Annotated in this window: 27 protein-coding genes; 10 read left to right on the forward strand and 17 right to left on the reverse strand. The window is 34.7% G+C overall.

Features of this window, described 5'->3' with window-relative positions:
• Positions 1 to 273: 273 nt before the first annotated feature.
• Positions 274 to 747 (forward strand): 8-oxo-dGTP diphosphatase, encoded by a 474-nt coding sequence (locus AC4BHP_RS07030; protein WP_490551998.1) that lies wholly within the window; start codon positions 274 to 276, stop codon positions 745 to 747.
• Between the two features lie 175 nt (positions 748 to 922).
• On the opposite strand, the gene AC4BHP_RS07035 is transcribed toward AC4BHP_RS07030, so the two are convergent.
• Positions 923 to 1,483, reverse strand: a complete 561-nt coding sequence (locus tag AC4BHP_RS07035; protein WP_066100133.1) for a transglycosylase SLT domain-containing protein — start codon at positions 1,481 to 1,483, stop codon at positions 923 to 925.
• Positions 1,484 to 1,862: 379 nt separating this feature from the next.
• Between AC4BHP_RS07035 and AC4BHP_RS07040 the strand changes: the two genes are divergently transcribed.
• Both AC4BHP_RS07040 and AC4BHP_RS07045 read left to right on the forward strand, forming a co-directional pair.
• Positions 1,863 to 2,240: a hypothetical protein gene (locus AC4BHP_RS07040; protein WP_490551782.1), complete on the forward strand. Its 378-nt coding sequence runs from the start codon at positions 1,863 to 1,865 to the stop codon at positions 2,238 to 2,240.
• Positions 2,241 to 2,278: 38 nt separating this feature from the next.
• Positions 2,279 to 2,746, forward strand: coding sequence for a hypothetical protein (locus tag AC4BHP_RS07045; RefSeq protein ID WP_490551783.1), 468 nt, complete (start codon positions 2,279 to 2,281; stop codon positions 2,744 to 2,746).
• Positions 2,747 to 3,094: 348 nt separating this feature from the next.
• Here the strand turns inward: AC4BHP_RS07045 and AC4BHP_RS07050 are convergent, their stop codons facing one another.
• From AC4BHP_RS07050 to lepB, 3 genes are all read right to left on the reverse strand, one after another.
• A complete protein-coding gene (locus AC4BHP_RS07050) occupies positions 3,095 to 3,574 on the reverse strand; it encodes a DinB family protein (protein WP_066100145.1) in 480 nt (159 codons plus the stop codon).
• Between the two features lie 205 nt (positions 3,575 to 3,779).
• On the reverse strand, positions 3,780 to 4,076 hold the full coding sequence (locus AC4BHP_RS07055; RefSeq protein ID WP_066100150.1) for a hypothetical protein: 297 nt from the start codon (positions 4,074 to 4,076) through the stop codon (positions 3,780 to 3,782).
• Positions 4,077 to 4,228: 152 nt separating this feature from the next.
• Positions 4,229 to 4,759, reverse strand: coding sequence for a signal peptidase I (gene lepB / locus AC4BHP_RS07060; RefSeq protein ID WP_066102238.1), 531 nt, complete (start codon positions 4,757 to 4,759; stop codon positions 4,229 to 4,231).
• Between the two features lie 949 nt (positions 4,760 to 5,708).
• Here lepB and AC4BHP_RS07065 point away from each other — a divergent pair.
• Positions 5,709 to 6,488 (forward strand): 3D domain-containing protein, encoded by a 780-nt coding sequence (locus AC4BHP_RS07065; RefSeq protein WP_066100154.1) that lies wholly within the window; start codon positions 5,709 to 5,711, stop codon positions 6,486 to 6,488.
• Between the two features lie 1,130 nt (positions 6,489 to 7,618).
• Here AC4BHP_RS07065 and gnd read toward each other — a convergent pair.
• Positions 7,619 to 8,515, reverse strand: coding sequence for a phosphogluconate dehydrogenase (NAD(+)-dependent, decarboxylating) (gene gnd, locus AC4BHP_RS07070; RefSeq protein WP_490551784.1), 897 nt, complete (start codon positions 8,513 to 8,515; stop codon positions 7,619 to 7,621).
• Between the two features lie 202 nt (positions 8,516 to 8,717).
• Between gnd and AC4BHP_RS07075 the strand changes: the two genes are divergently transcribed.
• Both AC4BHP_RS07075 and AC4BHP_RS07080 read left to right on the forward strand, forming a co-directional pair.
• Complete coding sequence (locus AC4BHP_RS07075; protein WP_139891195.1) at positions 8,718 to 8,900, forward strand: hypothetical protein; 183 nt, start codon at positions 8,718 to 8,720, stop codon at positions 8,898 to 8,900.
• Positions 8,901 to 8,982: 82 nt separating this feature from the next.
• Positions 8,983 to 9,468 (forward strand): hypothetical protein, encoded by a 486-nt coding sequence (locus AC4BHP_RS07080; RefSeq protein WP_490551785.1) that lies wholly within the window; start codon positions 8,983 to 8,985, stop codon positions 9,466 to 9,468.
• Between the two features lie 87 nt (positions 9,469 to 9,555).
• Here the strand turns inward: AC4BHP_RS07080 and AC4BHP_RS07085 are convergent, their stop codons facing one another.
• Positions 9,556 to 10,857 (reverse strand): S1C family serine protease, encoded by a 1,302-nt coding sequence (locus tag AC4BHP_RS07085; RefSeq protein ID WP_490551786.1) that lies wholly within the window; start codon positions 10,855 to 10,857, stop codon positions 9,556 to 9,558.
• A 493-nt stretch (positions 10,858 to 11,350) separates the two neighbouring features.
• Complete coding sequence (locus tag AC4BHP_RS07090; protein WP_490551787.1) at positions 11,351 to 11,545, reverse strand: hypothetical protein; 195 nt, start codon at positions 11,543 to 11,545, stop codon at positions 11,351 to 11,353.
• A gap of 327 nt (positions 11,546 to 11,872) precedes the next feature.
• Here AC4BHP_RS07090 and AC4BHP_RS07095 point away from each other — a divergent pair, with 327 nt between their 5' ends.
• Complete coding sequence (locus AC4BHP_RS07095) at positions 11,873 to 12,175, forward strand: hypothetical protein (protein ID WP_066100171.1); 303 nt, start codon at positions 11,873 to 11,875, stop codon at positions 12,173 to 12,175.
• Positions 12,176 to 12,237: 62 nt separating this feature from the next.
• On the opposite strand, the gene AC4BHP_RS07100 is transcribed toward AC4BHP_RS07095, so the two are convergent.
• On the reverse strand, positions 12,238 to 12,759 hold the full coding sequence (locus AC4BHP_RS07100) for a type 1 glutamine amidotransferase domain-containing protein (RefSeq protein WP_139891198.1): 522 nt from the start codon (positions 12,757 to 12,759) through the stop codon (positions 12,238 to 12,240).
• A 213-nt stretch (positions 12,760 to 12,972) separates the two neighbouring features.
• Between AC4BHP_RS07100 and AC4BHP_RS07105 the strand changes: the two genes are divergently transcribed.
• Both AC4BHP_RS07105 and AC4BHP_RS07110 read left to right on the forward strand, forming a co-directional pair.
• Positions 12,973 to 13,563, forward strand: a complete 591-nt coding sequence (locus AC4BHP_RS07105) for a hypothetical protein (protein WP_490551788.1) — start codon at positions 12,973 to 12,975, stop codon at positions 13,561 to 13,563.
• Positions 13,564 to 13,788: 225 nt separating this feature from the next.
• On the forward strand, positions 13,789 to 14,145 hold the full coding sequence (locus AC4BHP_RS07110; protein ID WP_066100178.1) for a helix-turn-helix domain-containing protein: 357 nt from the start codon (positions 13,789 to 13,791) through the stop codon (positions 14,143 to 14,145).
• Between the two features lie 39 nt (positions 14,146 to 14,184).
• Here the strand turns inward: AC4BHP_RS07110 and AC4BHP_RS07115 are convergent, their stop codons facing one another.
• From AC4BHP_RS07115 to ppc, 9 genes are all read right to left on the reverse strand, one after another.
• Positions 14,185 to 14,595, reverse strand: coding sequence for a MaoC/PaaZ C-terminal domain-containing protein (locus tag AC4BHP_RS07115; RefSeq protein WP_066100179.1), 411 nt, complete (start codon positions 14,593 to 14,595; stop codon positions 14,185 to 14,187).
• Positions 14,592 to 15,041 (reverse strand): MaoC family dehydratase N-terminal domain-containing protein, encoded by a 450-nt coding sequence (locus AC4BHP_RS07120; RefSeq protein ID WP_066100182.1) that lies wholly within the window; start codon positions 15,039 to 15,041, stop codon positions 14,592 to 14,594. Before AC4BHP_RS07120 ends, AC4BHP_RS07115 begins: the two co-directional genes overlap by 4 nt.
• A gap of 14 nt (positions 15,042 to 15,055) precedes the next feature.
• Positions 15,056 to 15,820 carry a beta-ketoacyl-ACP reductase gene (locus AC4BHP_RS07125; protein WP_066100185.1) on the reverse strand — a complete coding sequence of 255 codons (765 nt, stop codon included), beginning with the start codon at positions 15,818 to 15,820 and terminating at the stop codon, positions 15,056 to 15,058.
• A gap of 82 nt (positions 15,821 to 15,902) precedes the next feature.
• Positions 15,903 to 17,081 carry an acyl-CoA dehydrogenase family protein gene (locus tag AC4BHP_RS07130; protein ID WP_066100188.1) on the reverse strand — a complete coding sequence of 393 codons (1,179 nt, stop codon included), beginning with the start codon at positions 17,079 to 17,081 and terminating at the stop codon, positions 15,903 to 15,905.
• Between the two features lie 109 nt (positions 17,082 to 17,190).
• Positions 17,191 to 18,081: a R2-like ligand-binding oxidase gene (locus AC4BHP_RS07135; protein WP_490551789.1), complete on the reverse strand. Its 891-nt coding sequence runs from the start codon at positions 18,079 to 18,081 to the stop codon at positions 17,191 to 17,193.
• 24 nt (positions 18,082 to 18,105) lie between these two features.
• A complete protein-coding gene (locus tag AC4BHP_RS07140; protein ID WP_490551790.1) occupies positions 18,106 to 19,644 on the reverse strand; it encodes a class I adenylate-forming enzyme family protein in 1,539 nt (512 codons plus the stop codon).
• A gap of 739 nt (positions 19,645 to 20,383) precedes the next feature.
• Positions 20,384 to 20,605, reverse strand: a complete 222-nt coding sequence (locus AC4BHP_RS07145) for a DUF2187 family protein (protein WP_066102241.1) — start codon at positions 20,603 to 20,605, stop codon at positions 20,384 to 20,386.
• A gap of 378 nt (positions 20,606 to 20,983) precedes the next feature.
• A complete protein-coding gene (locus AC4BHP_RS07150) occupies positions 20,984 to 21,445 on the reverse strand; it encodes a competence protein ComK (RefSeq protein ID WP_175354212.1) in 462 nt (153 codons plus the stop codon).
• 518 nt (positions 21,446 to 21,963) lie between these two features.
• A complete protein-coding gene (gene ppc / locus AC4BHP_RS07155; protein ID WP_139891202.1) occupies positions 21,964 to 24,714 on the reverse strand; it encodes a phosphoenolpyruvate carboxylase in 2,751 nt (916 codons plus the stop codon).
• A 472-nt stretch (positions 24,715 to 25,186) separates the two neighbouring features.
• Here ppc and AC4BHP_RS07160 point away from each other — a divergent pair, with 472 nt between their 5' ends.
• Positions 25,187 to 25,897, forward strand: a complete 711-nt coding sequence (locus tag AC4BHP_RS07160) for a DsbA family oxidoreductase (protein WP_066100201.1) — start codon at positions 25,187 to 25,189, stop codon at positions 25,895 to 25,897.
• Positions 25,898 to 25,920: the final 23 nt, after the last annotated feature.

Consider the following 25,920-nt stretch of genomic DNA (forward strand, 5'->3'; position numbering starts at 1 on the left):
TTTTAAATACGAACAGACCGCTATTTAAAAAAAGAATGGTCGATTTTTAGAAATCGGCCATTTTTTATGTCTATATAGATAGGAAAGGATCGATTAAACCACCAAACACTTTGTTCAATCCCCGACATCCCTCATTTCTTCTCCATTCTTTTTTATCTTTTGATCAATCTGGTTTATCTAATTTAGTTTGGTGATATTATGGAATTTTAAGGTAAAATTAAATTTAATACCGATAGTTATTAAAGACTGATGATCGAGGTGAATTAGGTGGAACTGGAGCAATCTATTCATTACAAATTTTGGACTGTTTGTTTGGTTCAGAATGGAGATTATGTCCTGTTATTAAATAGACAACACGATCATTTCAAGGGATTTATACCACCAGGAGGAAAAGTAGAGTTTCCAGAAAGTTTTACGGATTCCGCTATTAGAGAAGTGAAAGAAGAGACAGGGTTAAATGTAAGTAATCTTGTCTACAAAGGGCTTTATGAGTATGTCAATCCCGAAAAACATGACAGACATATTATTTTTAACTATTTAGCTACTAGTTTTAGCGGCACATTGTTGCAAAACTCAACCGAGGGTAAACCTGTATGGGTTCATATAGATGAAGCTTCTAATCTCCCTATGCAAGAATCTATAAGAAGAAGATTTCCATTGTTTTTTGAAGAAGGAACATTTGAGATTCAGGTCGAATGGGATAATGAGAGAAATCAAGAAGGTAAAGTTTCTATAAAGAAGACCTAAGCTACTGGTACACGAGATTCTAGATACTTCTTTTTAATTGCTGTTTAAATAAAATTCTTCCGATAAACCTTAATCATTATAGTACTGTTCCTTATAATTATAGATATTTATGCACTTTCATTAATCAAATAACAACAGCGTCCGATAAACGAACGCTGTTGTTAATTAGTGTTAATTAGAACCATTTTTTAACTTTCGCTAGACATTGGTTATGCTTTTTTATGTAGGCTTTGGCTTTTCCATACTTCTTAAATCCACCTTCACCTTTGTTATAAGCACTCAAGGTAGCTTCTTTTAAAGCAGTACCCTTATAACCTTTTTTCTTATATTTCTTTTGTAAATCGGATAACATGTATGTTCCCCAATTCATATTTACGTATGGATCATAGGGTTTGTTCTTTGTCTTTGTAATTTTAGCTAAATTTTTATGGTTAATTTTATTAATTTGGAAATATCCGTAATTACTTCCACCTTTTGCTTTTACTTTCATATTGCTTTCATGCAGCATCACTGCCAGCGTTTCTTTATAATCCAATCCTCTTTGTTTAGTCATTTTATAGAGATATTGTTGTTGAGCTTTAGGCAAAGGAACTTTTTTTGAATACTTAAATCCAGCTAAACTGCTACTTGCTGCATCAGCTTTTTGTCCCGGTATAGTCGTACTTGCGATTAACGCAAAAATGAATAGTAAACTGATAGCAATTTTCCCAAATAGTTTAGGTTGTAATTTAATCATATAAACTCCTTTTCATTAGCAACTTTTTTACTACTTTTTGTTACTCTTGTACTATATCAAAAGTCTTTGCCAGAAATGTATGAATTCATCAGATTATAACGTTATTGTAAGGATGATGTCTTCTATGTAATCTGTTTGTAAAATAAGTAGTACAATTTCAATATAAAAATGGAGTGAACTGATTTAGAAATCAATATTCTTCTATATAAAAAGGTTTTACTTTTTATAGGAAAATCTATCATTTCAGTATGGTTGCAATAGCAGCAATTCTCTTAGGGGGGTTGGAAAATAAATAAAAAAGAACCGCACACGCACACCCTTTTTTTAGCCACAAAGCTCTGTACTTCAATTTAATAATCCACGAATAGAAGGTGAATCTATGTTTTTGAACGAGTTAGAAAGATACAGAGAAACAGAAATTCTTCAAGCTGCTACTTTTGCCGCCAGTCTTAAACTACAAAAAGAAGAAGCAAAATTGATAGATAATTGGGTGGAATCATTGATCGAAATCAATACAAAGAAAGAAATAGGGAGCAAACAAACGGAGGGTTTTTTTTCGATTTATAATACTCTGCAGGGAGCATCAGATTCTTTAGATAGTAGTTCTTTAAAATATATTTTAGGTCGGCTTCTTAAGATTTACGACTCTATGTGGGGCAATGTTTTTTCATCCGTTATAGATCGTACTACATGGAAGATTAAAGAGTATATAGATGAAGCATTTTCTTTAATAGGTTTGATTATATTTGGAAAATAGAAAAACTAAGTAAATTCTTTCATTCTGCTGATTTTTTTATGCGCAATAAAGCTCTTAAATACCTACTGGACCTAAATGAGATAAGAGGATTCCATCATACTATCAAGGATTTCAAGAAAATTATAGGATTTATAAAACCAGATAATACGGATATCATACATTACCTTGTTCATTACAAAGTAAATAATAATCAGGGGTGCTATCAAATTATAAGCTTCATTTTTAATGATCTCAAAACTAATAGTTACAGGACATTCGAAATTAAAAGAGATTGTATAATTTGGTTAGATAATGCTGTTGGCAGTTCACCAAAAAAGCCTTGGTTGGACAAATTAACAGCTATTCAGAAAGTGCTTAAAGATGAGGAACTACTAAAAATAGCTCGTTGGATTTTGAATCATGGAGATTTCGAAAAGGAACAAAGTACAGGATGGACTGATGGAGTTTATAAAAAATTACAAAAATCTTCATTATGGTATTTGGATATTCGAAGTAATGATATTTAAGGAGGTCAGCCATTTAACAGTACCATTAAAACATTTCCGTTTCTTAAAAAAACATATCCATTGGGAATTGCGAGGCTTTTAGATATATTATATATTACAGTTTCTGATCACTTTATGGATTCCATATGCACTTTAAGTGCACTTCTTCATATTTTTCCAAGAAAATCATTACAAATAATTATTATTTAGAGTTATATAATTTAATTGATTTAGCACAAGGGATATATGGCTACTAATTAAAGAGGAAAACAAATAAATGGAGTTGAATGTTTTTTTATTCTATCATGCATATAAAATAGGGATTCATTCAGCTTTTTTTACTTGTCTTCCTATAAGGATTAAATTATTTTAACTTAATACCTCTTGAGATGTAACAAGCTTTTTCAATGCAAGAATATTCCCCAAATGTATTCCTTCATGAAAAATAGTTCTAACGAGGACTTGTTCCACTGTAAACATTCCAGATTCCGTTACAGAATATTCTTCTTCCAGTCTTTCTCCATATAAATCTCGAATCATAAAAGGCTGTACAGCAAGCAGTCTTTTTAAATAATCAAGTTTAGGAACCTCTCCCCTCCAATCTTCCGGGCTCGTACCATAACCAAACCATTCATTAAAATGATTAGGCAGGATGATTGGTTCCTTTGTCAAATGTTGAATCCACAAATATTGATCCAGGTATACATGTCCCAGGTTCCATCGTATATTATTTCGAAATCCCTCAGGTACAATATTCACCTCATCCTCATTCATCGAATCCACCGCCACTAACAATTCATGCCGATAATCAGCCAATTGCTTAAAGAGTACTTCATGTCTTTTTAACATATTCAACCCTCCTAAATTGTGGTATATCCATTTATTTCGGGCTGTGATTGACAATTCCCTTCCTACTTTGTAACCAATTAGAATAACTATTTAAATGAAGCTAAAAATCAACTAAATTACCATTCCATAGTACGAAACCTCTAAAGATAAGAAATTCAATTCAATCAAAAAAACATCCAATCTTGGTTGGATGTTTTCTTCTTTATCAGGAGGACTTTAGACACTTAAGTATAGTAAGCTGCATCGATATACCGTCTGTTATGATTTTTTTCCGTTCCTTTATCTTGTAATTCATTCCATCAACGATAAAATGTCCATTGCCAGAGTAGGCAACATATTTCCCTTGTTTCTCCAACTCATATTTAATGGCAACTACATATTCATTCGCATTTGGATACGTTTCATTCATCCTGAGTATAATTGTATTTCTCTCATCCCGTTTATATTTAATAAACAATAAAAAAGCAATCATAACAATGAATAAAGTTAATATATACACCACGCAGACTACCTCCGCCTCCATATATTAACTTTATTTTATAACAAAAAATGACAATACACCACATACTTTACTATTATTAAGAAATTCACTTTTTATAAACTATTAATATGTACTTGAAATAGAATTATTTTTCATTGATTTAAGAAGACTCCTCAGTCCAGTTTTCTTAAATCGGTAAATGGATAAAAGACATATTTACCTTGTCCTATAACCTGATCCTGTTTAATTAACCCTAATCCATTGCGACTATCCATACTTACAAGACGATTATCACCCATAACAAAATATTCATTTTCAGGAATAAGAATCGCTTCGAAATCTCCATTTGATTTTTCGCCTTCTTCATGGGTTTCTTGTCGATTTTTATCCAGATATCTTTCCTTTTTCTGAACATCATTAATATAAAGGATATTATTTTTTACTTCAATCTTATCCCCTGCTACACCGATTATTCTCTTAATGAACATTTCACTGTTATCACCCTTAATGATGACAATATCTCCTCTATTATATTTCTTTTCTACTAATGATTTACTGACCAGTATTCTCTCTTGATTGCGGAGAGTAGGTTCCATCGATACTCCTTCCACTTTATACGGAGTAAATAGGAAAGTCCTGATTAACATAATGACAGCAACAATGATCAGAATGGACTTTAACCAGCTAAATGTTTCATTTTTCATATTTCTATCAGGAATCAAATAATTCACCTCATCTTTCTAAAAGGGCTGGAACTCAAGTAATAAAACTTTTCAATCCTCCAAGCATATAAGGCATTATTTAAGTTCTTATGTATCCAGTCAATTCTTTATTACATACTATCCAGATATGGCATCAGTTACTCTCTTTCGTTCCGATATCTGACTAAAAACAATCTCCTCATCTTTATAAGCTCGACATACGGTAATTTAGCGTTTCATTAGCAGATTTCTAACAAATTGTTATCGTGTTTCTTCTATTATATTGATTCTTTCAAGAACTGATTAATTATCTTTTTGACGAATTAAGTCCGTTAACCTAATTTATTTAAAAAAACCTTAGAACTATGTCATATTTTAGGGTATAATAGGAATAGATTATTTTATTACAACAAAAGAATGAAAATCGACCAGCTAATATGCTTCCTTACATACAGGAAAATGAATTTACTAAAGTTTCTTTTAATTACTAATTAGTTATCAACATCCATTCTCTTAAAAACTAAATTTACATCTATTCTTATAACTACGAACTATAATTTTTGATATTTTCATTTTTTACTTTATAGCAATCACACCCATTCATTACCCTTTTCTTCCAATTTTAAGCATTGTTTTTCATAAGTTTAATATTTTTTCTCAGTTTTTTTAATCTCTTTTTTTACCATTAATTCAAAATAATGGATATTTTTGTGACAATTATGACAAAAACTCCTCTATCTAAATTTACTAGAAAAATATATTAATACCATGGTTTTATTAAGTTTTTTTACCTAAAGTTTTCTGAATATTCAAATTATTAGATATGTATTTGACATATTCCCGTTATATCAGTAATGAATTTATCATCTCCTCGTTATTACTTCTTTCTCGTAAACCTGATAAGATTGTCACTGTTAGCTCAAAACAAACAATTTTAGGAGGTTCAAACTACATGAAGAAAACTTTGTTATCATTCGTAGCGGTAGCTTCCATCGCCGTTGCTATGGGCGGACCCCAAGCATCTGCCCAAGAAATCACAATCAAAAAAGGTGATACACTATGGGGTATCTCAAATAAATACGACACTTCTGTTGATCATATTAAAGAACTCAATAATTTAGATTCCGATATCATTATTGAGAATACTAAATTGATCGTAAAGGAAGACCAACCAAAAACTTATACCGTTAAAAAAGGTGATAGTCTTTGGAAGATAGCTGTTAAAAATAAAATCTCTATTAATCAGCTAAAAAGTTGGAATAGCTTAAATTCAGAAATTATTCAACCAGGTCAAGTCCTTAATTTGTCTGGTGTAGGCCAACCGGCAAAAAATAATACTGAAGCTGTTCAACAAAAAACAACAACTACATCAACAACTACTAAAACTGAAACAAAAACAGAGACAACAACTACTACTGCAAAGTCTACTGGGCAAAAAGCAGGAAAAACTCTCTCTGTTTCAGCCACAGCTTATACAGCTAGTTGTAACGGTTGTTCTGGCGTCACTGCTACCGGAGTCGATTTAAATGCGAATCCAAATGCTAAAGTAATCGCAGTTGACCCTAGTGTAATTCCATTAGGTTCAAAAGTTTATGTTGAAGGTTATGGATATGCTACTGCTGCTGATACCGGTGGTGCTATTAAAGGGAACAAAATAGATGTTTTCATCCCTACACAAGATGCTGCTCTTAATTGGGGACGTAAACAAGTTAACATTCAAATTTTAAACTAACACATTTCGCTTTAAACGACACCTTCGAGTTTACATCCAGTTCTCGAAGGTGTTTTATATATATTTTTCTTTTTCAATCTACTATTTCTCCTTAAAAACAACTGAAATACATTCTTACTCACCCTGTCTAAACCTACGTACAACACTATAAATATATCAAGAACAATTACAATCAATTAATTTTATTTATGATCTATTCATCCTCATGACTTCTTAAGGGTATCGGGGATTTAAATAGCATGACCTCTTTAAAGTCAGGTTCCGCTCATCTTCCATTTATAATGATAAAGATAGAACTTTGTGATGCTACTGACAAAACAATAAGCCAATCTTTTTTAATCTAATTTTGTTTATTAAAAGCTGTTTCTCGTATTTTTATTGGCTTATTAAATCTTGAAAAATCACATATTTATTTCTTATGAATTATGAATTGAGAATCATCGGTTACTTCAATAAATCATCTATGTCCATTCAATGAACCACTTCCTGTAAAGTAATTCCTATATAGGAATTTAAATAGCTACTCGAATATACTTATTCTACATCTCCAAATCATTATTTATCATTTCTTTAAGTATTATGATTTACTAATTAACTTTGTGGGTCGCTTCTATAAAATGCTGTTTTCTAATAGATTTTGATTTATAAGAAGAATAAAATTACTATTTTGTGGTGCCATTATATATGAAGTTAGCTACTTCAACAAACCAAAAAAGAGTATGTCATAGTGGAAAATAAACATTTTGAGGATGTTTATACAGGGGATTATCTAAAATTATTCGTGATAATGAGACAGGAGTCCTATATTTTCATGATAGCTTTCCAGCTTCCGAATTGACTGTCATGGGCGATAAAGGATGGAAAGCCTTTAATTGATAATAATCTCCCATTCCGCAGTCGGGGACTTAGTTGAATAATCCGTTGTCCGTTTCCTAATGAAGCTGGCTTTTTCACACTTCCATAAATATTTTTCCGTGATAAACTTTATATCTTTGTTAAAGGTATTTGATTCACTCGTTCTTTGGTCGCAAAGAGTTGATCAAATTCGTAACAAATCCCCTATACAAAGAGCATACCTCCATTAACAGTTATGCTTGTTCATTAATCTATTAATCATGTACTACTTGTATTTATTCATTTTTTTCGACTTTATGGCCGCCAAACTCATTTCTTAAAGCAGCTACAACCTTACCGTTAAATGTGTCATTTTCCTGTGAGCGAAAACGCATTAATAGGGCCAATGCCATTACTGGTGTCGAGGCTTGAAGGTCTAAAGCAGTTTCTAGTGCCCATTTTCCTTCACCAGACGAATGCATAACTCCCTTAATTTCTTCCAAACGGGCATCTTTAGCAAAAGCTTGCTCCGTTAATTCCATTAACCAGGAGCGCACAACCGATCCATTATTCCAGACTCTTGCTACTTGTTCATAATCAAAATTAAACTCACTTTTTTCGAGGATTTCAAATCCCTCACCAATAGCTGCCATCATCCCATACTCAATTCCGTTATGAACCATTTTTAAATAATGTCCGCTCCCCGAATCACCTGCATATAAGTACCCATTTGGTACGGAAGTGGCTGCAAATAATGGTTCAATTACTTTCCATGCGTTTTGATTGCCACCAATCATATAACATGCCCCATTTCTTGCTCCTTCCATTCCCCCGGAAGTACCGACATCCATAAAATAGATTCCAGCTTCTTTTAATACCCTGCTTCGTCTCATCGATTCCTTATAATTTGAATTTCCCCCATCTATTAAAATATCTCCAGGCCTTAACAGTGGAAAAAGCTCTTCTATAACATTATCAACCACAGTATGTGGTACCATCAGCCATATGACTCTGGGTTGCTCCAGTTTATCCACTATGTCTTTCATATTAGGACTGCCAATGGCTCCATATTTTTGAAGGCTCTCAACCGAAGCTGAATTTACATCATAAGCATGCACAATAATTTGGTGGTCTATTAAATTTTTAGCCAAATTCATCCCCATCTTGCCAAGACCGATTAAACCTACCTTCATCAAGTCTCCTCCTTATTAATATCTTTATTAGTTACATACCGTTATTTTCAACAAATAAACATTTCAATCCGTTACATCTTGCCAATAGTCTAATACTAAACTTTCGAATTCTTAATTGTGTAGTGAGGTTTCCATTTCTTTGCCTATTCAACAAAAATTAGTTAAAATTCTATATAGATAAATAATAAAGGAGAGTAATAAGATGGAAATTTGCAAAGAATGCTTTGATGGGAATATAGTTGATGAACAACATGAGCAATATGAAAATCTAGATCGTGAGTTAGTTCGCCTTATTGAAGTAAGCCATTTTTCCTATGACGAAGCCTTTAAAAGGGCAACCAGATTATATCCTGCCATAAAGAAATGTCCTGAGTGCAATGACTGAAACTAAATTTAATAGCTTAAATTTAGTTTCAGTCATTGATCAAACCATCATTCAATCGTGTAAATAAAAATGAGGTATTTTTATGGTTAAATTAAAAGATTCTCAGCAGGAAAAACAAGATATAAAAGTATATATCGGCGATCACTATCATTCATTTTTAAATGAGAATCATAGAATTAAAAGATGGAATTTTTTCGGTTTAGTCTTCGGGATGTTCTGGCTTGCGTATCGAAAAAGATATCTGATTGCCGGTATTTTCATCCTGATTGATATTTTAGTATCTCTCCTATTCCGTAACCACCTGTTTTATTGGTTAGTTTTTGCCGCATTAATGCACCTTTATATAGGCAGAAGCGGTAATCTTTTATATTTAGCCGGTACAAAAAAACATGTTGAACAGATAAGACGTAGACATCCACATCTCGATGAAAAGGAGATGAAACGCTTACTAATAAAAAAAGGGCGAACCAGCTGGTGTTTTATTCTGCCTTTACTTATCTATTTTGTTCTTATTCATACCTATGTGTTTATCGACGATATTAAAATTATAGTAGCCTCATATTTTTAAATGATACTTAACAAAAAATTAGAGTGATTATCCAAATCACTCTAACACTATTGACCTATAAGGTTTTCAATTTAGATCAGACGATTCCTATCCTTCGGCAAATATGTACATTTTTTCCCTCTGTCTAGCATAATTAGACCCCAAAATTACTTCAGCGAAAATTCCATAATGGATAACCTTACAGAAGTTGATTATTCTTCGTTCTCCTTTTGTTCTTTTACAGAAATACTTACTGGTTTTTTCGTCACTGGGTTCTACTATTAATTGTTCCTCTTGTTTATTGTCTAAAAGATTTCCTTCAATAACATCCTCTTTTTCAGCCTCAGATTGATTATTATATTCCCCATCTACCTCATACCAGTCTTCAGGAATTTCGTAATAAACCCCTTGCTCATCAGTTGTTTCTCCACCTTCAAAATATCCTCCGTCAATCTCTTCATCTTCTTCCTCAAAATGATAATCACCGATCTCCGTATAAAAAAAGCCAGTTATATCACTCTCCGATAACGGATTTGAAACCCAACCACTGATAAACGAATAAACATCCTTCAGGGGAATGCTAAACCCAATTGATTCATCCTCAATCGATCTCGCTGAATTGATTCCAATTACTTTGCCTGATTTTACAGATACTAATGGACCGCCACTGCTTCCAGGAGATATCCGAGCCGTCATTTGGTAAATATTTTCATATATACGCTCCCCAATATAAAAACTTCGGTTAATGGCTGCAATTGTTCCCAAAGTTGCTGTATTAGTTTTTCCGAGCGGACTCCCCAATGCTATTACTTCCTCACCTATCGAAGCATATTCCTGGGTAGCTAGCCCCAAGGATTGCTGATTCGCCATTTCAGGTATCCTGATAATTGCGACATCATGGATATTCGAATATCCAATGACTTTTCCTGCATAGGATTGACTTGTATAATCGATTGCTGTTATATCAACAGAGCCCTCTACTACATGAGCATTTGTAAGGATATCTCCATGATCATTAATGATAAATCCAGTACCTTGATTATCCTCAGTGAAAATAGTAAAAACTTTTGCAAGTGATTCAGTTATAATCTCAGAAACCTCTTTTTTGGTATCTACTTTTATTTCAGTTGCCGGTTTAGGCGTTGTTTTAATTTCCTCTGCTTGATTCGTTTTTCCATTCTCTTTATGTACCAATTTTATTTCTTTTATGCTTCCATATTCGACCTGCTTATGATTATCCGTTTGATTTGCAGCTAATAAATAGATGCTTGCTGAAAGAATAGCGATGATACTAAAAGAAACCAAGACAACTTTTGATCTCTTTCTTTTTGGTCCATTCTTCAATTTACCACAATGCAAACAGTACTTACTTCGGGTATTTATTTCATTCTGACAATAGCGACATTTCATTCTTTACACCTGCTTCTTCATTGACAGCTAAATGACCATCATCTCTTATACATTATTTCGTCATTCACGCCAGAAAAATGAAGCATGGTCATAAAATATTCTACAATTCAGCGTAGAATAGCCTAATAAGAGCTAAACTGAAAAAGAAAAACGATAGCACACCGTTTACTATAGCTAATCCCTTATGTTTTAAACGTATTTGTTCAATACACGTCACCATAAACATGAATCCTATCGACATATGCAAGTACGGATAAAGCCAAATGCTCTCTTTAACGACAAAAATAAGCTATTACAATTACAAATGAAGAACTGATGAACTTAAAAACTTTCATAAAAACTCCTTTTATCCTTTTTACCTAAAATCTTCCCTTAGCATGTTACCATACTTTAAACCGCTAGATGAATAAAGAACATAAACAAAACAAGGATTGCTCAATAAACTGCTTCTGTTCAGCTTATTAGACAATCGCTTCATTTACCTTTGAACATTTTAAATAAAAGAATTTCTTAATTTTCTATGTTGGAAATTTTTAAACACGATTCCATGGGTAGGTGAGAACAAAAACACGATTCCAAAAATCAAGCCAGACACTGCAACCATACAACCGGCAATAGAGACATCTAAAACAACGGCTGTGTAATAACCGAAAACGGAGCTTAGAGCTACAACAAGAATAGCGCCCACACTCTCCCCCTTTAAAAACACTTATAAACCTTTAAAATATCAATATTTTTTATCACTAAAAAAATTTTTATAAGTGTATATATTCCATCCCATTCGCTCTCCAGGAACCCTTTTTATTTATAATAATTATAAATAAAAAATATTACAGTTTTGGTCATTTAAAAGAAACTTTCTCCATATTAAATTTTAGTTAACAATATCGAAAATCTAGCTATGGTGAAAATTCAGATAAAATTATATAATTAAATCTTATAGGACACCATACACACATGTTTCTTATAAAAAACTCATGTTAAGAGTAGAATAATAAATTAGGAGGGAACTTGTATGAAGGTCATTGTGTATAAAAAAGATATCGATCAATTCCTGGCTGATTTTAAATCTATCTCTTCTTATGATGAAGTTGGTAAGAAGTATTACTTTATCTTTGAAGACCATATTAGAGGTGGCCACTGGACCTTAATGTTTTATGATAAAGAAGGAAAATGGACAGCGCATGGTAAGGGAGAGTTTTATAGCGACATAGATGAATTACAGCTTTCAGGTGATCAATTAAAACTTTTCATTTACAAAAACAGAAAATATATTAATAATGTGATTCGACAATTAAGAGTAGCTATTCCATCTTAAGTCTTAGGATCCACAGACAATATAAAGAAGCCAGTGTTTAAATGTAAACACTGGCTTCTTTATTAGTTCTCTAGTACTTTGATAAATTCACGCATGTAATCCGGTAAATCAGGCGGGCGTCGACTTGAAACAATATGTCCGTCTACGATAACCGCTTCATCATACCAGGAAGCTCCTGCATTGACCATATCATCTCGTATTCCAGGTGTACTTGTCACCTTTACTCCCTTTAAAATATCAGCTGATATCAATACCCAGCCTGCATGGCAAATTTGTCCGATTGGTTTTTGCTGTTCATCCATTTTTTGGATAAACTCTAATACTTCTGGAAATCTGCGAAGTTTATCAGGAGCCCAGCCTCCAGGAACTAAAACTGCGTCATAATCATTTGGATTTACTTCTGCAAAGCTATACTCACTTTCTGCGGGTACGCCATACTTGCCAATATACTTGACTTTTGCCTGTTCACCCGCCAAATGAACTATTGCTCCTTCTTCACGCAGTCGATGAATTGGATACCACAATTCGAGGTCCTCAAATTCATGATGTACAAAACTTAGAATCTTCTTATCCTTTAATCTCATAATGTCACTCCCTATCAATCATTTCTTATGTACCTATTCCCTATTCTTATAAAACTATTCTTCGTAATCATATCAACCACTTATGCATTTATTAAATCAATTTTATCAACACACTTTAGCAACTCAAGATAAAACGGAATATTCGCATTTTAGACTACACATCTAGCCTATTTATTTATAAAATTATATTAAAATAACAAGAGGGAGATTCATATGAGAAAATTAAACACAAGAAAAATAGTACTATTATTTGTTTTAGCAGGTTTGTTTAGCCTCGGATTAATCATTCAATATTACTATCAGCATTCTAAAGCTTCCGCTGAGCTGGAACAATTAAATAAAGAAATTAATCTTGCTAAAGAAAACAATAAACATTTGGAAAGGGAAATCATAAATTTACACAAAGAAATCGAAAAATACGCCGAAGAGGAATCACCTATTACCGATGATGTTGATTCAAATATAAACTCCACAGAAGATAAAATAAACACTGCTGATACAACGAATACGGTTGAAGATGAAACAACCAAACTCTCGTCTGATGAAGAAAACGAAAAACAACAGGGCACTTCTGATCTCGAATCCGCTCAGGATCAGGCTATTAATCTCGTAAAGGATCATATTAATTATACCAATGAATCAAACGTTCATTTCGAAGTCCAAGGGAAGATATCAGGCACTGAGGATTTATCTATACATGTATATGAAGTAGTAGTTGATGAGGGAGAAAGCCAGCATACCGCAACCTGGGGATGGTATGGAGTTAACGTTACAACAGGAAAAGTTTACGAAATTAATGGTTGAGCCATACTGATTGGCAATACTTAAATATGGATTACGGCATTGTTTAGACAACAAGAAGGATAAAAGAGATCATAGGCACAATTTGGGTGATTTCTAATTATGCACGATAAAAAGACATATAAAATGTACTATAAAGAGACATTTTACACCTTATTACTCGCTCATTTGTAACTTTTGTCCTATAATATATATATACAATACGTTTCGTAAAAGGTGGGAGCAACCATGAAATCCTCTTTTGGAAGCAGGTTAAAAGAGTTGCGTAAAGAGAAGCGTTTGTCACAGGAAGAACTAGGAGCTATTATAGGGGTCGCACAATCAACCATGGGATCTTACGAACGGGAAACACGCGAACCAAGTATTGACGGAATATTGGAACTTGCCCATTATTTTGATGTATCTGTCGATTATTTACTGGGTAACTCTAATGAACGAAAAATACCTGAATTAACACAGTTACAAGGATCCTATGACTTGCATAAATTCATGCATGAGAATGAGATTGTGCTATATGGCAGAACCTTAACAGAGGATGAAAAACAGCGTCTGTTAGATATCTCATTAGGCCTCTTCTATCGTTAATCATTTACCGGATACAGGCAGCTTAAAAGCTGCCTGTATTTAACTAGTTTCGTATAAATAATACACTACGGTACCTTTCAGTACCTCCTGCTCTTTTTGATTAATAGCAGAAACGATAAAATGTAACTCATTTTCTAATTTTGTTTCAAGCTTTGCTTTTAATCTTATTGAATCGTTCAAAAAGACCATGTCACGAAAACGAATTGTAAAATCTTTTATAAATCCATCCTCATAATAAGGGGTAAACAGTTTTGACAGATTCCCCATTGTCCACATTCCATGTGCTATAATACCCGGAAGTCCTAATCTTTTTGCTTGCTCCTCATCCTTATGGATAGGATTATGATCCCCAGAAGCATTAGCGTACTCAACCAATGCTTCTTTAGAAACAGGTTCCAATTTTACTTCTTCCAATTCATCACCAGTCTGTATATCAAGCAAACATGTCATGCTTTCAACTCCTTTTGCACAACTTCATTTATAATAATGACAATGGTAGAAGTAAATATCGAGTTTCCTTCTTTATCTTCACCATTGTTTTCAATCCGCAAAATGCCCATTTTTCCGTTACTTCCAGTTCTCTCTTTATAATCTTTTACTTTTGCAAAACAATATACTTCTTCATCTATTAATAAAGGTCTCTCATAATGATAGATTTGCTCTCCATGGATTAGTCCTTTAGATGGCAGCTCCAGACCTTCTAACTCTCCATAATTGAATACTCTTGGATATGTTGGTGGAGCGATATTCTCACCGTATCTTGATTTCTTGCCATATTCCCGATCAACATATATAGGATGCTCATCTCCAATTGCTTTGGCAAATTGTTTAACACGTTCTCTGTCAACTCTATTTAACACTCGATTTGATCTCTTGCCTACTGCTTGAGCAAACATTCATCTCACCTCAATTAATTTTTAGGTCCACCTGCCACATATAAAACCTGTCCGTTTACAAACGAAGACTTTTCATCAGCAAAAAATAAAACAGCGTTAGCAATATCTTCAGGTTTACCACTGCGTCCAACAGGAATGATTGAAACATTTGCTTCAATTAACTGTTCAAATGGTATACCGACTCGAGCAGCTGTCTCCTTTGTCATATCTGTTTCAATAAATCCAGGTGCCACTGAATTAGCCGTAATACCAAACCCACCCAGTTCAATAGCCAAGGTTTTAGTAAACCCCTGCAAACCGGCCTTTGCTGCAGAATAATTCACTTGCCCTCTGTTCCCAAGCGCTGAGGTGGAGGAGATATTAATAATGCGCCCATACTTTTGCTGGACCATATATTTTTGCGCTGCTCTAGTCATATTAAAGGAGCCCTTCAAGTGAACATCCATTACCAATTGCCAATCTGTATCTGTCATTTTAAAAATCAGGTTATCTCGGATGACTCCTGCATTATTAACCAGAATATCAATAGCGCCATAGTGTTCATATACTTCCTTTACAGCTTTCTCCACTTCCTCTGATGAAGTAACATCTGCAACACGAGTCATACAATCAAATTCTTTCTGTTTAAATTGTTCCGCAGTCGCTTGCAGTGCTTCTTCATTTACATCAAAAAGCGCTACCTTAGCACCTTGTACGGCCAAATTTTCTGCAATTGCTTTACCTATCCCTCTACTTCCTCCGGTAATAATGGCCACTCTATTTTCAAATCTCCCAGTCATGCTACGTTCACATCCCTTTCAAATAAGATAAACGTTAATTATTTCTACAAAAACCACAAAATTCCTTTTATTAGGAGTTGATTCAGCTAAATTCTCCTATTTTAACATGACCTTTTATAAGGTTACGGGCGATGATCATTCGCTGGATTTCGTCAGTTCCATCATAAATTCTCCAAAGTCTTGCTTCACGGTACCAACGCTCAATCGGTAATTCTCTCGTATAACCCATACCACCATGAATTTGTAAAACCCGATCGACCACCCGATTTCCCATATTGGCCCCATACAATTTTGCAATCGACGCTACATGCCGGTTATCTTCCCCATGATCAAGAGTAAATGCAGCATTTAAGGTAAGCCACCTCGCTGCTTCAATCTCAACCGCAGAATCAGCTATCTGCCATTGAATGGCTTGTCGCTCGGCAATTGGTTTACCGAATGTGATACGCTCCTTTGCATAATCAATTGCCATTTGCAATAATCGCTCAGCCGCACCAACAGCGCGCGCTCCTACAATCCATCTTGCAAAGCCAATCCATTCAAGCCCTAAATTATATCCTTTATGCAATTCACCTAAGATATTTTCCTCAGGAACTCGAACATTATCAAACACTAATCCGGCTGGACCTCCTTCCCCCATCGTTTGGATAAACTCAGAACGCCATCCCATATCACGGTCTACGATAAAACAGGTTACTCCTTCACGACCTCTTGATTCGATGTGCTGTTGTTTATCGGTAATTGCCATGGCCATAACAAAGTCAGCATCATTTCCTCCCGTAATAAAGGTCTTCTCTCCATTAAGGACCCATTCTGAGCCATTCTTTACAGCTGTCATTTTTATATTTTGCGTATCCGAGCCTGCACCTGGTTCTGTCATGGCGAAACAGGATTTCTTGTCACCGTTTATTGTAGGGATCAAGTATTTTTTCTTTTGTTCATCATTTGCATAGTACAGAATATTGTCCGCTGAACCGCCAAAGGTGAAAGGGACAAACGTTTTGGCTACCTCAATAGCTACAATAGCCATCATCATCTGACCTAAGTCAGCGCCGCCATATTCTTCAGGTGTGTTAATGCCCCAAAATCCAGCTTCCTTCGCTTTTAATTGTAATTCCTTAAGCTTACCCGGAGAGAGGCTTGGTTTCCCTTCTCGTTCATTTCGTAACACTTCATTTTCTAATGGCATTAATTCCTTTTCCACAAATCTACGAATTGTTTTTTGAACCATTTTTTGTTCATCAGTTAAACGTAAATACATACTAATCCCCCTATCATTTAAATACTAACCAGTCGGTATGTTTTATTTACAGATGCTCTATAGAGCACCTGAATAGATTTACTAGATTTATAGAGTCGAGTGTTCTTACTTAAATCATGCCAACTTCGCTTTCAGAAGTTCTATAGATCTCTTCAATTTTCTTTCCTCTCGCCCTTGATAGAATATCCATTCTAATTTGAAGCTGCTTCATGGAAAAGTTAACAACCTCTTCAGGGCTTGTCCCAAATGCCTCTATATCCGCATCTGTTAATCCCTCTTCCACAATTGTTAGAGCCAGCGGCGTTAACTCCGCCATCCGTTTCATGACAACATCATCATATATATGAGGATGCTCACAAATCAAACGCTGAAGCAAGTAAGTACCATAGCCGATATGGCGAGATTCATCCCTCTTCAAATTGCCAATTCCCTCAAGCAATCCTGGCATTAAATTTGATTTTTCCAGCGATTGATAAAATGAAAAATATCCCGTTTCAGCAAGTACCCCTTCTACAAACATGTTATATACAGTGGAGGCATCCGCAATCGCCTCAGGTGATTGATCTGTAAGCAGGCGATCCATTGCATTTGGTAAAATGACTTGAAATATTTGCTTATACGTATCTGTTAATAAAGGATTTAACTCACCCTTTTCTCCAATTGCGTCCAAGACGGCTCTAAAAAATTCAGTATGCTTTGCTTCTTCAAACAGGAAGGTAGTCAGGAACATTTCCTCTTCAATCCGTCCCTCCTTGGCAATTGCCATCATAAGCGGTAATAAATCAAGTGTGACAGCTTCTTCTCCTGCCTGAAATTGTGAAAGAAGACGAAGAATGCTATGCCTTTGTCCCGGTGTTGCCTGCTTCCAATCCGTAGCATCCTTTGTAAAATCGATATCAGCTGGATTCCATGTCCCCACCCTTTTTGCTTTTTGATACAAACGATATGGAAATGAATCTACCAAGAGGCCTCTTGACGTAGCTGTAATGGTTTCTCTCATATTTATAAACTCCCTTCATTAAAATTATTTATAGTCCCGCTCTATTATTCTCTCGGATGCGGCAGTTCGGAGATGAGTCTTCAGAATTTTCCCTACACCATTCCGCGGTAGTGCATCAAAAAATAATATTTTTCTTGGCGTTTTATTTTTTGCAAGATGTTCCTGACAATATGCAATTAGTTCCTCTTCCTGGATATCTTTTTTTGATTCCCTGACAATGCATGCTACCAACTCTTCACCCATACTGGCATCTGGTATTCCAATGACAGCCACTTCAGATACCGCATGATGCTGACTTAATATCTCCTCTACATCACGTGGATAAATATTGAACCCTCCACGGATAACTAAATCTTTTTTTCGGTCGACAATATATAAATAACCATCTTCGTCGATACGTCCTAAATCTCCCGTATGCAACCAACCGTCTATTAATACGTTGTTTGTTTCGCTTTCATTGTGAAAATAACCGGGTGTCACATTTTCTCCCTTCACCACCACTTCTCCAATCTCACCGGTTGGCAGCTCCAAAGCCAATCCATCCAAAATTTTAATTTGTACCCCCGGTATAGGAAATCCAACAGATCCGGGTCTAACCGGCTGACCCTTTTTATGAGCTGTAACAATAGGTGAGGCCTCAGATAATCCATAACCTTCATAAACCTTTGCCCCAAACCTTTCTTCAAATGCTGCCAGCAAGGCAGTGGGTAATGGCGCAGAACCTGAACTTATAGATTCCAAGCTTTGAAGATCGTATTGATTATAATCAGGATACGAGACCAAGGCATGAATCATGGCAGGAACACTGGCAAACGATTTAATTCTGTGCTTTTCTATTGCTGCTAATGTTCTTGCAGGGTCAAACCTGGAGAAGATAACAATTGAACTTCCCACTATGTAACATGTATTTGATATGGTTAACCCATACACATGAGCTAGCGGAAGAATTCCGAGTGTCGTTCCTCTCTCTGTATTAGCATGTTTGGCAGAGTTAACCGCATTTGAATAGAGGTTTGAATGAGTCAGCATAACTCCCTTTGGGTTACCTGTAGTACCTGAGGTATAGAGAATAACAGCAGTATCTTTTGAATCGATATCTATAGAAAATCGCTTGTCCAAATTCTCATTGGAATCCATATATTCATATATATTAATCGCAGTACTGGAAGTATCATCATCTGTAATAATTACGGTTGGTTTTATGTTTAATAAATCAATCGCTTGTTGGATATGATCGAGTATGATTTTAGAGGTGATAATTAGTTTGGTTCCGCAATTTGCGGCAATATAGGCAATTTCTTTTGGATGGAGTGAAAACATAACAGGTACAATGATAGCACCGGCTCTTGTTATCCCTTGATACGCAATTAATACTTCAGGCATATTTGGCATAATGACAAGGATTCTGTCTCCTGGCTGAATCCCTCTATTTCTAAATCCATTGGCCAATCGATTGGCATATCTCCTTGTCTCTACATTTGTAAATTGCTTGTTTCCATAGAATAAAAAAGAGTACTCATCGAATTTTTCGATATTCGAATCAAGCAATTGTGATAGCTTCACTTTTTCTCCTCCAATTCGCGGAATTTTTCACAAAAAAAATAAATTCTCATGTCTCCAGCTTGAAGCTTCCTATAAGGACCTACCAATTAAAACTACCAATTATATCAAACTGAACACTGCTAATCTTGAAGTGTTATTCCTATTTAAAACGCTACGATACCTCAGAGGATTCATAAATTTACCAAAGGATTTTCAATGTAGCAGTTAACCATTCTCTTGCATATTAGAAACAAAGAAAGATTACGGTACTACTTTACCTTTTTATCTAAAGACTCCAGGACGTAAATAAAAGAATAAACAAAGCCTATTAAACACCCCCTTTGCATGTAAGCGTTTTCAAATAAAATTTTAAAAAACTGTCGATACAAACAAAGCTATCTTTTTTCAGATGATTAATTCCACTATGCTTCTTACAATATGTTCTTTACACGACCTTTAAATTCCTACCTATAATTTTAAATATTCAGAAAAATTATTATGATAATTTGTTGGGGGAATAAATTTTTTTTGTTGTGGGAATAACCAGCTTTTTATACAGATTGATAGACCAAGTCCCTGGTTACAAGAAGAATGAACAGATAAAGGCACTCAGCATAAAAATCTGAACTAAGAAAGTTAGATAAGCAGCTAACTTTTATGTACAGTTCATAAACCGAGTGCTTTTATCTATATATGAATATTTCAGATTATTAAATCTATTTCATTCAGTTTAAGTGCTAGTTTTATAGACAGATACAGGTTACATGGATGATGATCTAACTACTTTGTAATTATTATGGCGCACGACCGTTCTCGGTGTTTCATAACAAAAATGCTCTGCTACTTCTTCATCTATTTCAACAATACATGATAACTCCCTAACAATTGATACTTTTCCTAAAATAGAAAGACCACGTCGCTCAAATTCAACGATATCTCCCACTTTACCTTTATCCTCTATAGCAAGTTCATTTAGTAGCATATTATCCACTTCTTTTCCTCCTCATCAGACTAATATATAAATTTTTATGCATAATTTAGTAATTAATTCAACAAATCAGTGTAATTTGTGACCATTTACATAGAATTTAACACAAATAGTATTAAGAATCAATTGAGTTTTCAAAAAAAAGAGTCTATTTTCTCATTTTGTTTTCTAAAATAACTACTATTCTGATTATTTACTATTTATATCTTAAATAGATAGAAGTAGCAGTACGTCTGTCGCTTTGCACTTAAAACCTAACAAAAAAGAATCCAGTCTAGTGCTGAATTCTTTTAATCTAAACTTTTAGAATATCATTTTTCAAAATTACGAAACTTTCTATTAAACAGCCTTCATGATTTCAAAGAAAGATCATTAAGTGAGACTGAACTTTTCTATTTTATCTTTTAGCTTTAATGCGTTATTATATCGTTTCATTAGTATGGATGCTTTACAATTAATGTTTATAGTTGTTTGATTGGAAAGGTATACGTAACACTCACTACTATCAATCGGGTCGCATCCTCGATAGTGATCTAGTGCTATCCAAGCACATTCTACATCACGACAAGAATGAGTCGGAAACATATAAATACTATGTTGGCCGCTAATCTGCAGAGGCAAAATATAACTTCCTCCCAGATATGATTTTGAACTGTTTTTTGCCCCTTGATAATCAGCACCATAGCCAATGATACTGTCTTTTAAAATAGCAAGCGGAGATTTCTCCACCATATAAAAAGTATCCTGAAAATATAACTGAGTATACAAATAACCTTCCACAAAAACGGGTAATAAAACCTTTGTATCTATCCTAATATATGGTCTGTTTTCCACTATCATATACTCCACCCTTTTTGAATTATATTTGCTTTCTATTCAATAATGGGTATACTACTATTATGTTGGTGTACCCAGCAACAGACTATTGGGCCCGGTCCCCCAGACTGCAGGCCCAATTTCTGATATCCTCTTAATCTCCTTTCCTGGAAATAGATAGGATTTTTATCCTATCCTTAAATAATTATATGACAACCGACATTCTTCTCCAAATCTTTCCTATATCATTTTTTATAAGCGTCTTTACCTTAAAATCTATCGTTTATTTACATCCTTAGGTTTTTATATTATAATAATATATTTTGAAATTGGTATTATAGCAAAATCATAATAAATAAGCAGTTTTTACCGTATAATTTTCATGTTTCCCGTAGGAAAACCTTTAAATTCGGAGAAAATTTACCTGTAAAATTTAATTTTTAATTTTTCACAATAAATTCAAATAAATGCTTTTACGCATCTCAAGAAAATAAAAAGAAGGATGACTCTACTGTCATCCTCCCTACCTTAATCAATCATCCTGTATTACGAAGACCTGCGGCTATACCATTAATCGTATGTAATACCTGAACAACTAATTGGGTATCCACTTCCTTTAAACTTCTTAGTTCTTTAATTAAGTGAACTTGAATGAAATTCAATGGGTCCACATAAGGATTTCGAAGACGAACTGAATCCTTAATATTCGGTGTTTGATCAAGTAATTCTTCATCTCCAGTTATCTCAAGCAGAACTGATTTGGTTTTGTTGTACTCTTCCACTATATCCTCAAATATCCGATCTCCAATTAAAGGATCTTCAACCAAATCAGCATATTCTTTCGCTGTTTTAAGATCTGCTTTCATTAATGCCATTTGCAAATTATCAATTGTGGATCTAAAGAATGGCCAATCCTGATACATCTCTTTCAATGTCTCTATATTGCCTTTTTCTTTATATGCGTATGTTGCTAGACCAGTACCGGAAGCATACCAAGCAGGAAATAACTGTCTGCTTTGTGTCCAGGCAAACACCCAGGGAATAGCTCGTAAATTTTCAAACTTATCACTGTTTTTACGAGCCATCGGTCTGGAACCAATATTCAGTTCACCAATTTCTTTTAGAGGTGTAGCTTGGTTAAAGTAAGTTAAAAAACCTTCATCCTTAAATACAAGTGACTGATATTTTTCATAAGAGATATCAGAGATACTTTCCATGGCGCGTACCCAGCTATCATCCCTTAAATGGCCTTGTTCAGAAGATTTCGAAACATTAGCAGCCGTTTCCAGAAGCGTTGACGTTGCTTGCTCTAAGGAACGATATGCGATGTCTTCTATTAAATAACGAGACGATAATACCTCTCCTTGCTCTGTTATTTTCACCCCGTCTCCCAGTGTTTCGAGCGGCTGAGAGAGAAGACTTCTGCTCAAAGGCCCGCCACCACGGCCAAGAGAACCACCACGGCCGTGAAAGAATTTTGTTGAAATATCATATTCCTTTGCCAATTCATGCAGTTCTATCTGTGCTTTATAAAGCTTCCAATTGGCGGTCAGAGTCCCCCCATCCTTACTGCCATCCGAATACCCCAGCATAATTTCCTGCTGGTTTTTCAGCTTTCTTAGATGCTCACGATAAACTGGCAGGTCAAACAATGCTTTTAAAATAGCAGGTCCGTTTGACAAATCTTCTATTGTTTCTAGTAATGGAGCTACATTCAAATCACTTTCAACTGTACCATCTGCATGAAGCTTATATAATCCCGCTTCTTTGGCCAATAATAAAACTTCCAGCAAATCACTTGCCGAACGTGTCATACTGACGATATAGACCCTAATGGATGCTTTTCCAAATTCTTTATGGGCCTTTTTGATTAATTTAAATACCGTAATAATTTCCTGCGTTTCCTTGGTATATTCTTCATTGTCTAGCAATAGCGGCCTTGGATCCATCAACAATTTTTCCAGCAGCTTTTCTTTTTCAGGCTCAGTCAAATTTGCATAACTGTCTGTAATCTTAATTTTCCTTAGGATTTCATCAATGGCACCTGCATGCTCATCACTATGATTTCGAATATCCAATGTTCCAAGGTGGAAGCCAAACAACTGAACCTGTCTAATTAATTTATGTAAAAGCTTTAACTGATGCCCTTTTGGATGATGCGTATCTATACTTTCTTTAATCATCAGTAGATCCTCAAGCAGTTCTTCCGATGTTTGATACCCTCGTTCATCATTAGCCACCATGCGGACACGTTCAACCATAATAGCCAATTTACGACGGTACGCTTCATTTTTGACAGGCCATTTTTTATCGTCGTTTATATATTTTGATTCTCCCAATTCTATCGATCTCATTATCTCATCACCAACTCTAATTTGGACTGTTGAGTGAGATAAACGTTTCATTAATTCAATTAAAGCCTTTTCATATTTTTTGAGAACTAATGCTCTGTGTCTATTTAGAGTTTCCCATGTAACAGCTGGGGTTACATACGGATTTCCATCCCGATCCCCTCCAATCCATGAACCGAATCGAAGAAAATTTGGCACATTCCAGATTTCACCGCTGTAATGTTCAGTCAATTTGTCTTCTACTTCCTGATGTATTTCGGGTATGACATCAAAGAAAATCTTATCAAAATAATACAATCCATTTCTGACTTCATCAATGACTGTTGGTTTCCTGTCCCTTAATTCATCAGAATGCCATAAAGTAGTAATCTCATTATAGAGGTCTTCTTTAATTTCCTTATATTCATTTTCGGTTAACATAGGATTATTAAGCGTTTTAAGGAGAAGTAATAATCTCTTTTGGATTTCTAATATAGAGCGTTTAGCCGCCTCTGTAGGATGGGCAGTAATAATCAATTCCAGTGATATTCGTTCAAGAACATGCTGTATAATTTCACCACTAATATTTTTATCCTTCATAGATTGGATGGCTTTTTCAATTGAACCAGGCTGCTCATCGGAATTGTTCAGTTGATATTCACGCTTTCGTCGAATACGATGATTTTGTTCAGCTGCATTTATTAAGTGAAAATAAACGGAAAAAGCCTTAATAACTTGCATTCTTGTCTCTGGGCTAAGCATTTCTATTTCCTTTTTTAATGTATGATACGTCTCATCTTCCACGTGTAAACGAAGAGATTTACACATTGTACGAATCTTTTCAACGGTATTAAAAAGCTCTTGTCCACCCTGATAGATGAGAACCTCTCCTAGTATATTGCCTAGCAATTTTACTTCCTTGCGCAACGGCTGATTCGTATCCTGTTTTGTGACCACTCAAAAATCCCTCCCACTCTCTAACCAATAAATACTTCAAATATTTCGAGTATTTCTATTAATTATATATAACTATCTAAATAAATGACATTATTTAACTCAATTTCATTGTTTTATTGATAACCATGTATAAAGTGACATATCTCTTTCGCTTTTTAAAAAGGATTATTCCATTGTTGTAAAAGTCATTATAATCAAATAAAATAACTGTATTTATCAGGATTCCTTTGTAAATCCAATGCAGTATTCCTTTGTTCAAAAGCGGAAAATTTAATTAGTCCAGATACTCTGGTTGCAGCATTCATATATATATCAACATGTATAATATGTATCTAAGGCAAACTACATAGAGCAATTAAACTCCGAACTGTTACCCGATAAGACACACACCTGCAAGCATGTATATTGTCATGCCCTATTTGAAAATGTATACTTTGAACATACAACCAGATAGACCAGGGAGGCTTGAAAAATGAGAGTTGATATATGGTTCGATTATGCTTGTCCTTTCTGTTATATAGGGAAACGGCGATTAGAAGCCGCCATAGCTGAATTCATATACAAAGATCAGATAGAAGTACATTTTCACAGCTATCAACTGCAGCCTGATGCTCCAAAGAAATCAAATTCAAATATTCATGAGCTTATTGCTGCTAAATATGGCACTACAGTTGACCATGCCAGAAAAATGAATGAACATATATCTGAACAGGCCCGCGAAGAAGGGATTATATTTCGCTTTGATTCAATGATTCCTACAAATACAACAGATGCTCACCGTCTTACCCACTATGCTAAGGAGTATGGGAAAAGCGAGGAGATGACTGAACGAATACTTAAAGCTTATTTTTCTGAATCACTGCATATAGGAGACCGCGCAACCCTTCTGAAACTTACAAATGAAATAGGACTTCCCGGACATGAAGTACTAGATGTACTTAACACGGAGCAATATAAACAACAAGTAAATGAGGATATACAAATAGCCGAACAAATAGGAGTTAAGGGAGTCCCTTTATTCGTATTCAATAATAAATATGCCATCTCCGGAGCCCAAAGCACTGAAACACTTAAAGAAGTGCTTCAGGATGTATGGGAAGAAGAATATGATATGGCATTAATGACCGCTTCAAACAAACAACATGTAAATGAATTTTGCACAGATGATGGATGCTTCGATTAAAATTGAATAAAACGCGAGAAGGC

This window comes from Pradoshia sp. Z4_20 (assembly GCF_058216035.1).

What these genes read in the sequence shown, in the direction of transcription:
- AC4BHP_RS07035 (WP_066100133.1), bottom strand. Translation starts at nt 1,483, where the DNA reads ATGATTAAATTACAACCTAAACTATTTGGGAAAATTGCTATCAGTTTA.
- AC4BHP_RS07040 (WP_490551782.1), top strand. Translation starts at nt 1,863, where the DNA reads ATGTTTTTGAACGAGTTAGAAAGATACAGAGAAACAGAAATTCTTCAA.
- AC4BHP_RS07045 (WP_490551783.1), top strand. Translation starts at nt 2,279, where the DNA reads ATGCGCAATAAAGCTCTTAAATACCTACTGGACCTAAATGAGATAAGA.
- AC4BHP_RS07050 (WP_066100145.1), bottom strand. Translation starts at nt 3,574, where the DNA reads ATGTTAAAAAGACATGAAGTACTCTTTAAGCAATTGGCTGATTATCGG.
- lepB (WP_066102238.1), bottom strand. Translation starts at nt 4,759, where the DNA reads ATGAAAAATGAAACATTTAGCTGGTTAAAGTCCATTCTGATCATTGTT.
- AC4BHP_RS07065 (WP_066100154.1), top strand. Translation starts at nt 5,709, where the DNA reads ATGAAGAAAACTTTGTTATCATTCGTAGCGGTAGCTTCCATCGCCGTT.
- gnd (WP_490551784.1), bottom strand. Translation starts at nt 8,515, where the DNA reads ATGAAGGTAGGTTTAATCGGTCTTGGCAAGATGGGGATGAATTTGGCT.
- AC4BHP_RS07075 (WP_139891195.1), top strand. Translation starts at nt 8,718, where the DNA reads ATGGAAATTTGCAAAGAATGCTTTGATGGGAATATAGTTGATGAACAA.
- AC4BHP_RS07080 (WP_490551785.1), top strand. Translation starts at nt 8,983, where the DNA reads ATGGTTAAATTAAAAGATTCTCAGCAGGAAAAACAAGATATAAAAGTA.
- AC4BHP_RS07085 (WP_490551786.1), bottom strand. Translation starts at nt 10,857, where the DNA reads ATGAAATGTCGCTATTGTCAGAATGAAATAAATACCCGAAGTAAGTAC.
- AC4BHP_RS07095 (WP_066100171.1), top strand. Translation starts at nt 11,873, where the DNA reads ATGAAGGTCATTGTGTATAAAAAAGATATCGATCAATTCCTGGCTGAT.
- AC4BHP_RS07100 (WP_139891198.1), bottom strand. Translation starts at nt 12,759, where the DNA reads ATGAGATTAAAGGATAAGAAGATTCTAAGTTTTGTACATCATGAATTT.
- AC4BHP_RS07105 (WP_490551788.1), top strand. Translation starts at nt 12,973, where the DNA reads ATGAGAAAATTAAACACAAGAAAAATAGTACTATTATTTGTTTTAGCA.
- AC4BHP_RS07110 (WP_066100178.1), top strand. Translation starts at nt 13,789, where the DNA reads ATGAAATCCTCTTTTGGAAGCAGGTTAAAAGAGTTGCGTAAAGAGAAG.
- AC4BHP_RS07115 (WP_066100179.1), bottom strand. Translation starts at nt 14,595, where the DNA reads ATGACATGTTTGCTTGATATACAGACTGGTGATGAATTGGAAGAAGTA.
- AC4BHP_RS07120 (WP_066100182.1), bottom strand. Translation starts at nt 15,041, where the DNA reads ATGTTTGCTCAAGCAGTAGGCAAGAGATCAAATCGAGTGTTAAATAGA.
- AC4BHP_RS07125 (WP_066100185.1), bottom strand. Translation starts at nt 15,820, where the DNA reads ATGACTGGGAGATTTGAAAATAGAGTGGCCATTATTACCGGAGGAAGT.
- AC4BHP_RS07130 (WP_066100188.1), bottom strand. Translation starts at nt 17,081, where the DNA reads ATGTATTTACGTTTAACTGATGAACAAAAAATGGTTCAAAAAACAATT.
- AC4BHP_RS07135 (WP_490551789.1), bottom strand. Translation starts at nt 18,081, where the DNA reads ATGAGAGAAACCATTACAGCTACGTCAAGAGGCCTCTTGGTAGATTCA.
- AC4BHP_RS07145 (WP_066102241.1), bottom strand. Translation starts at nt 20,605, where the DNA reads ATGCTACTAAATGAACTTGCTATAGAGGATAAAGGTAAAGTGGGAGAT.
- AC4BHP_RS07160 (WP_066100201.1), top strand. Translation starts at nt 25,187, where the DNA reads ATGAGAGTTGATATATGGTTCGATTATGCTTGTCCTTTCTGTTATATA.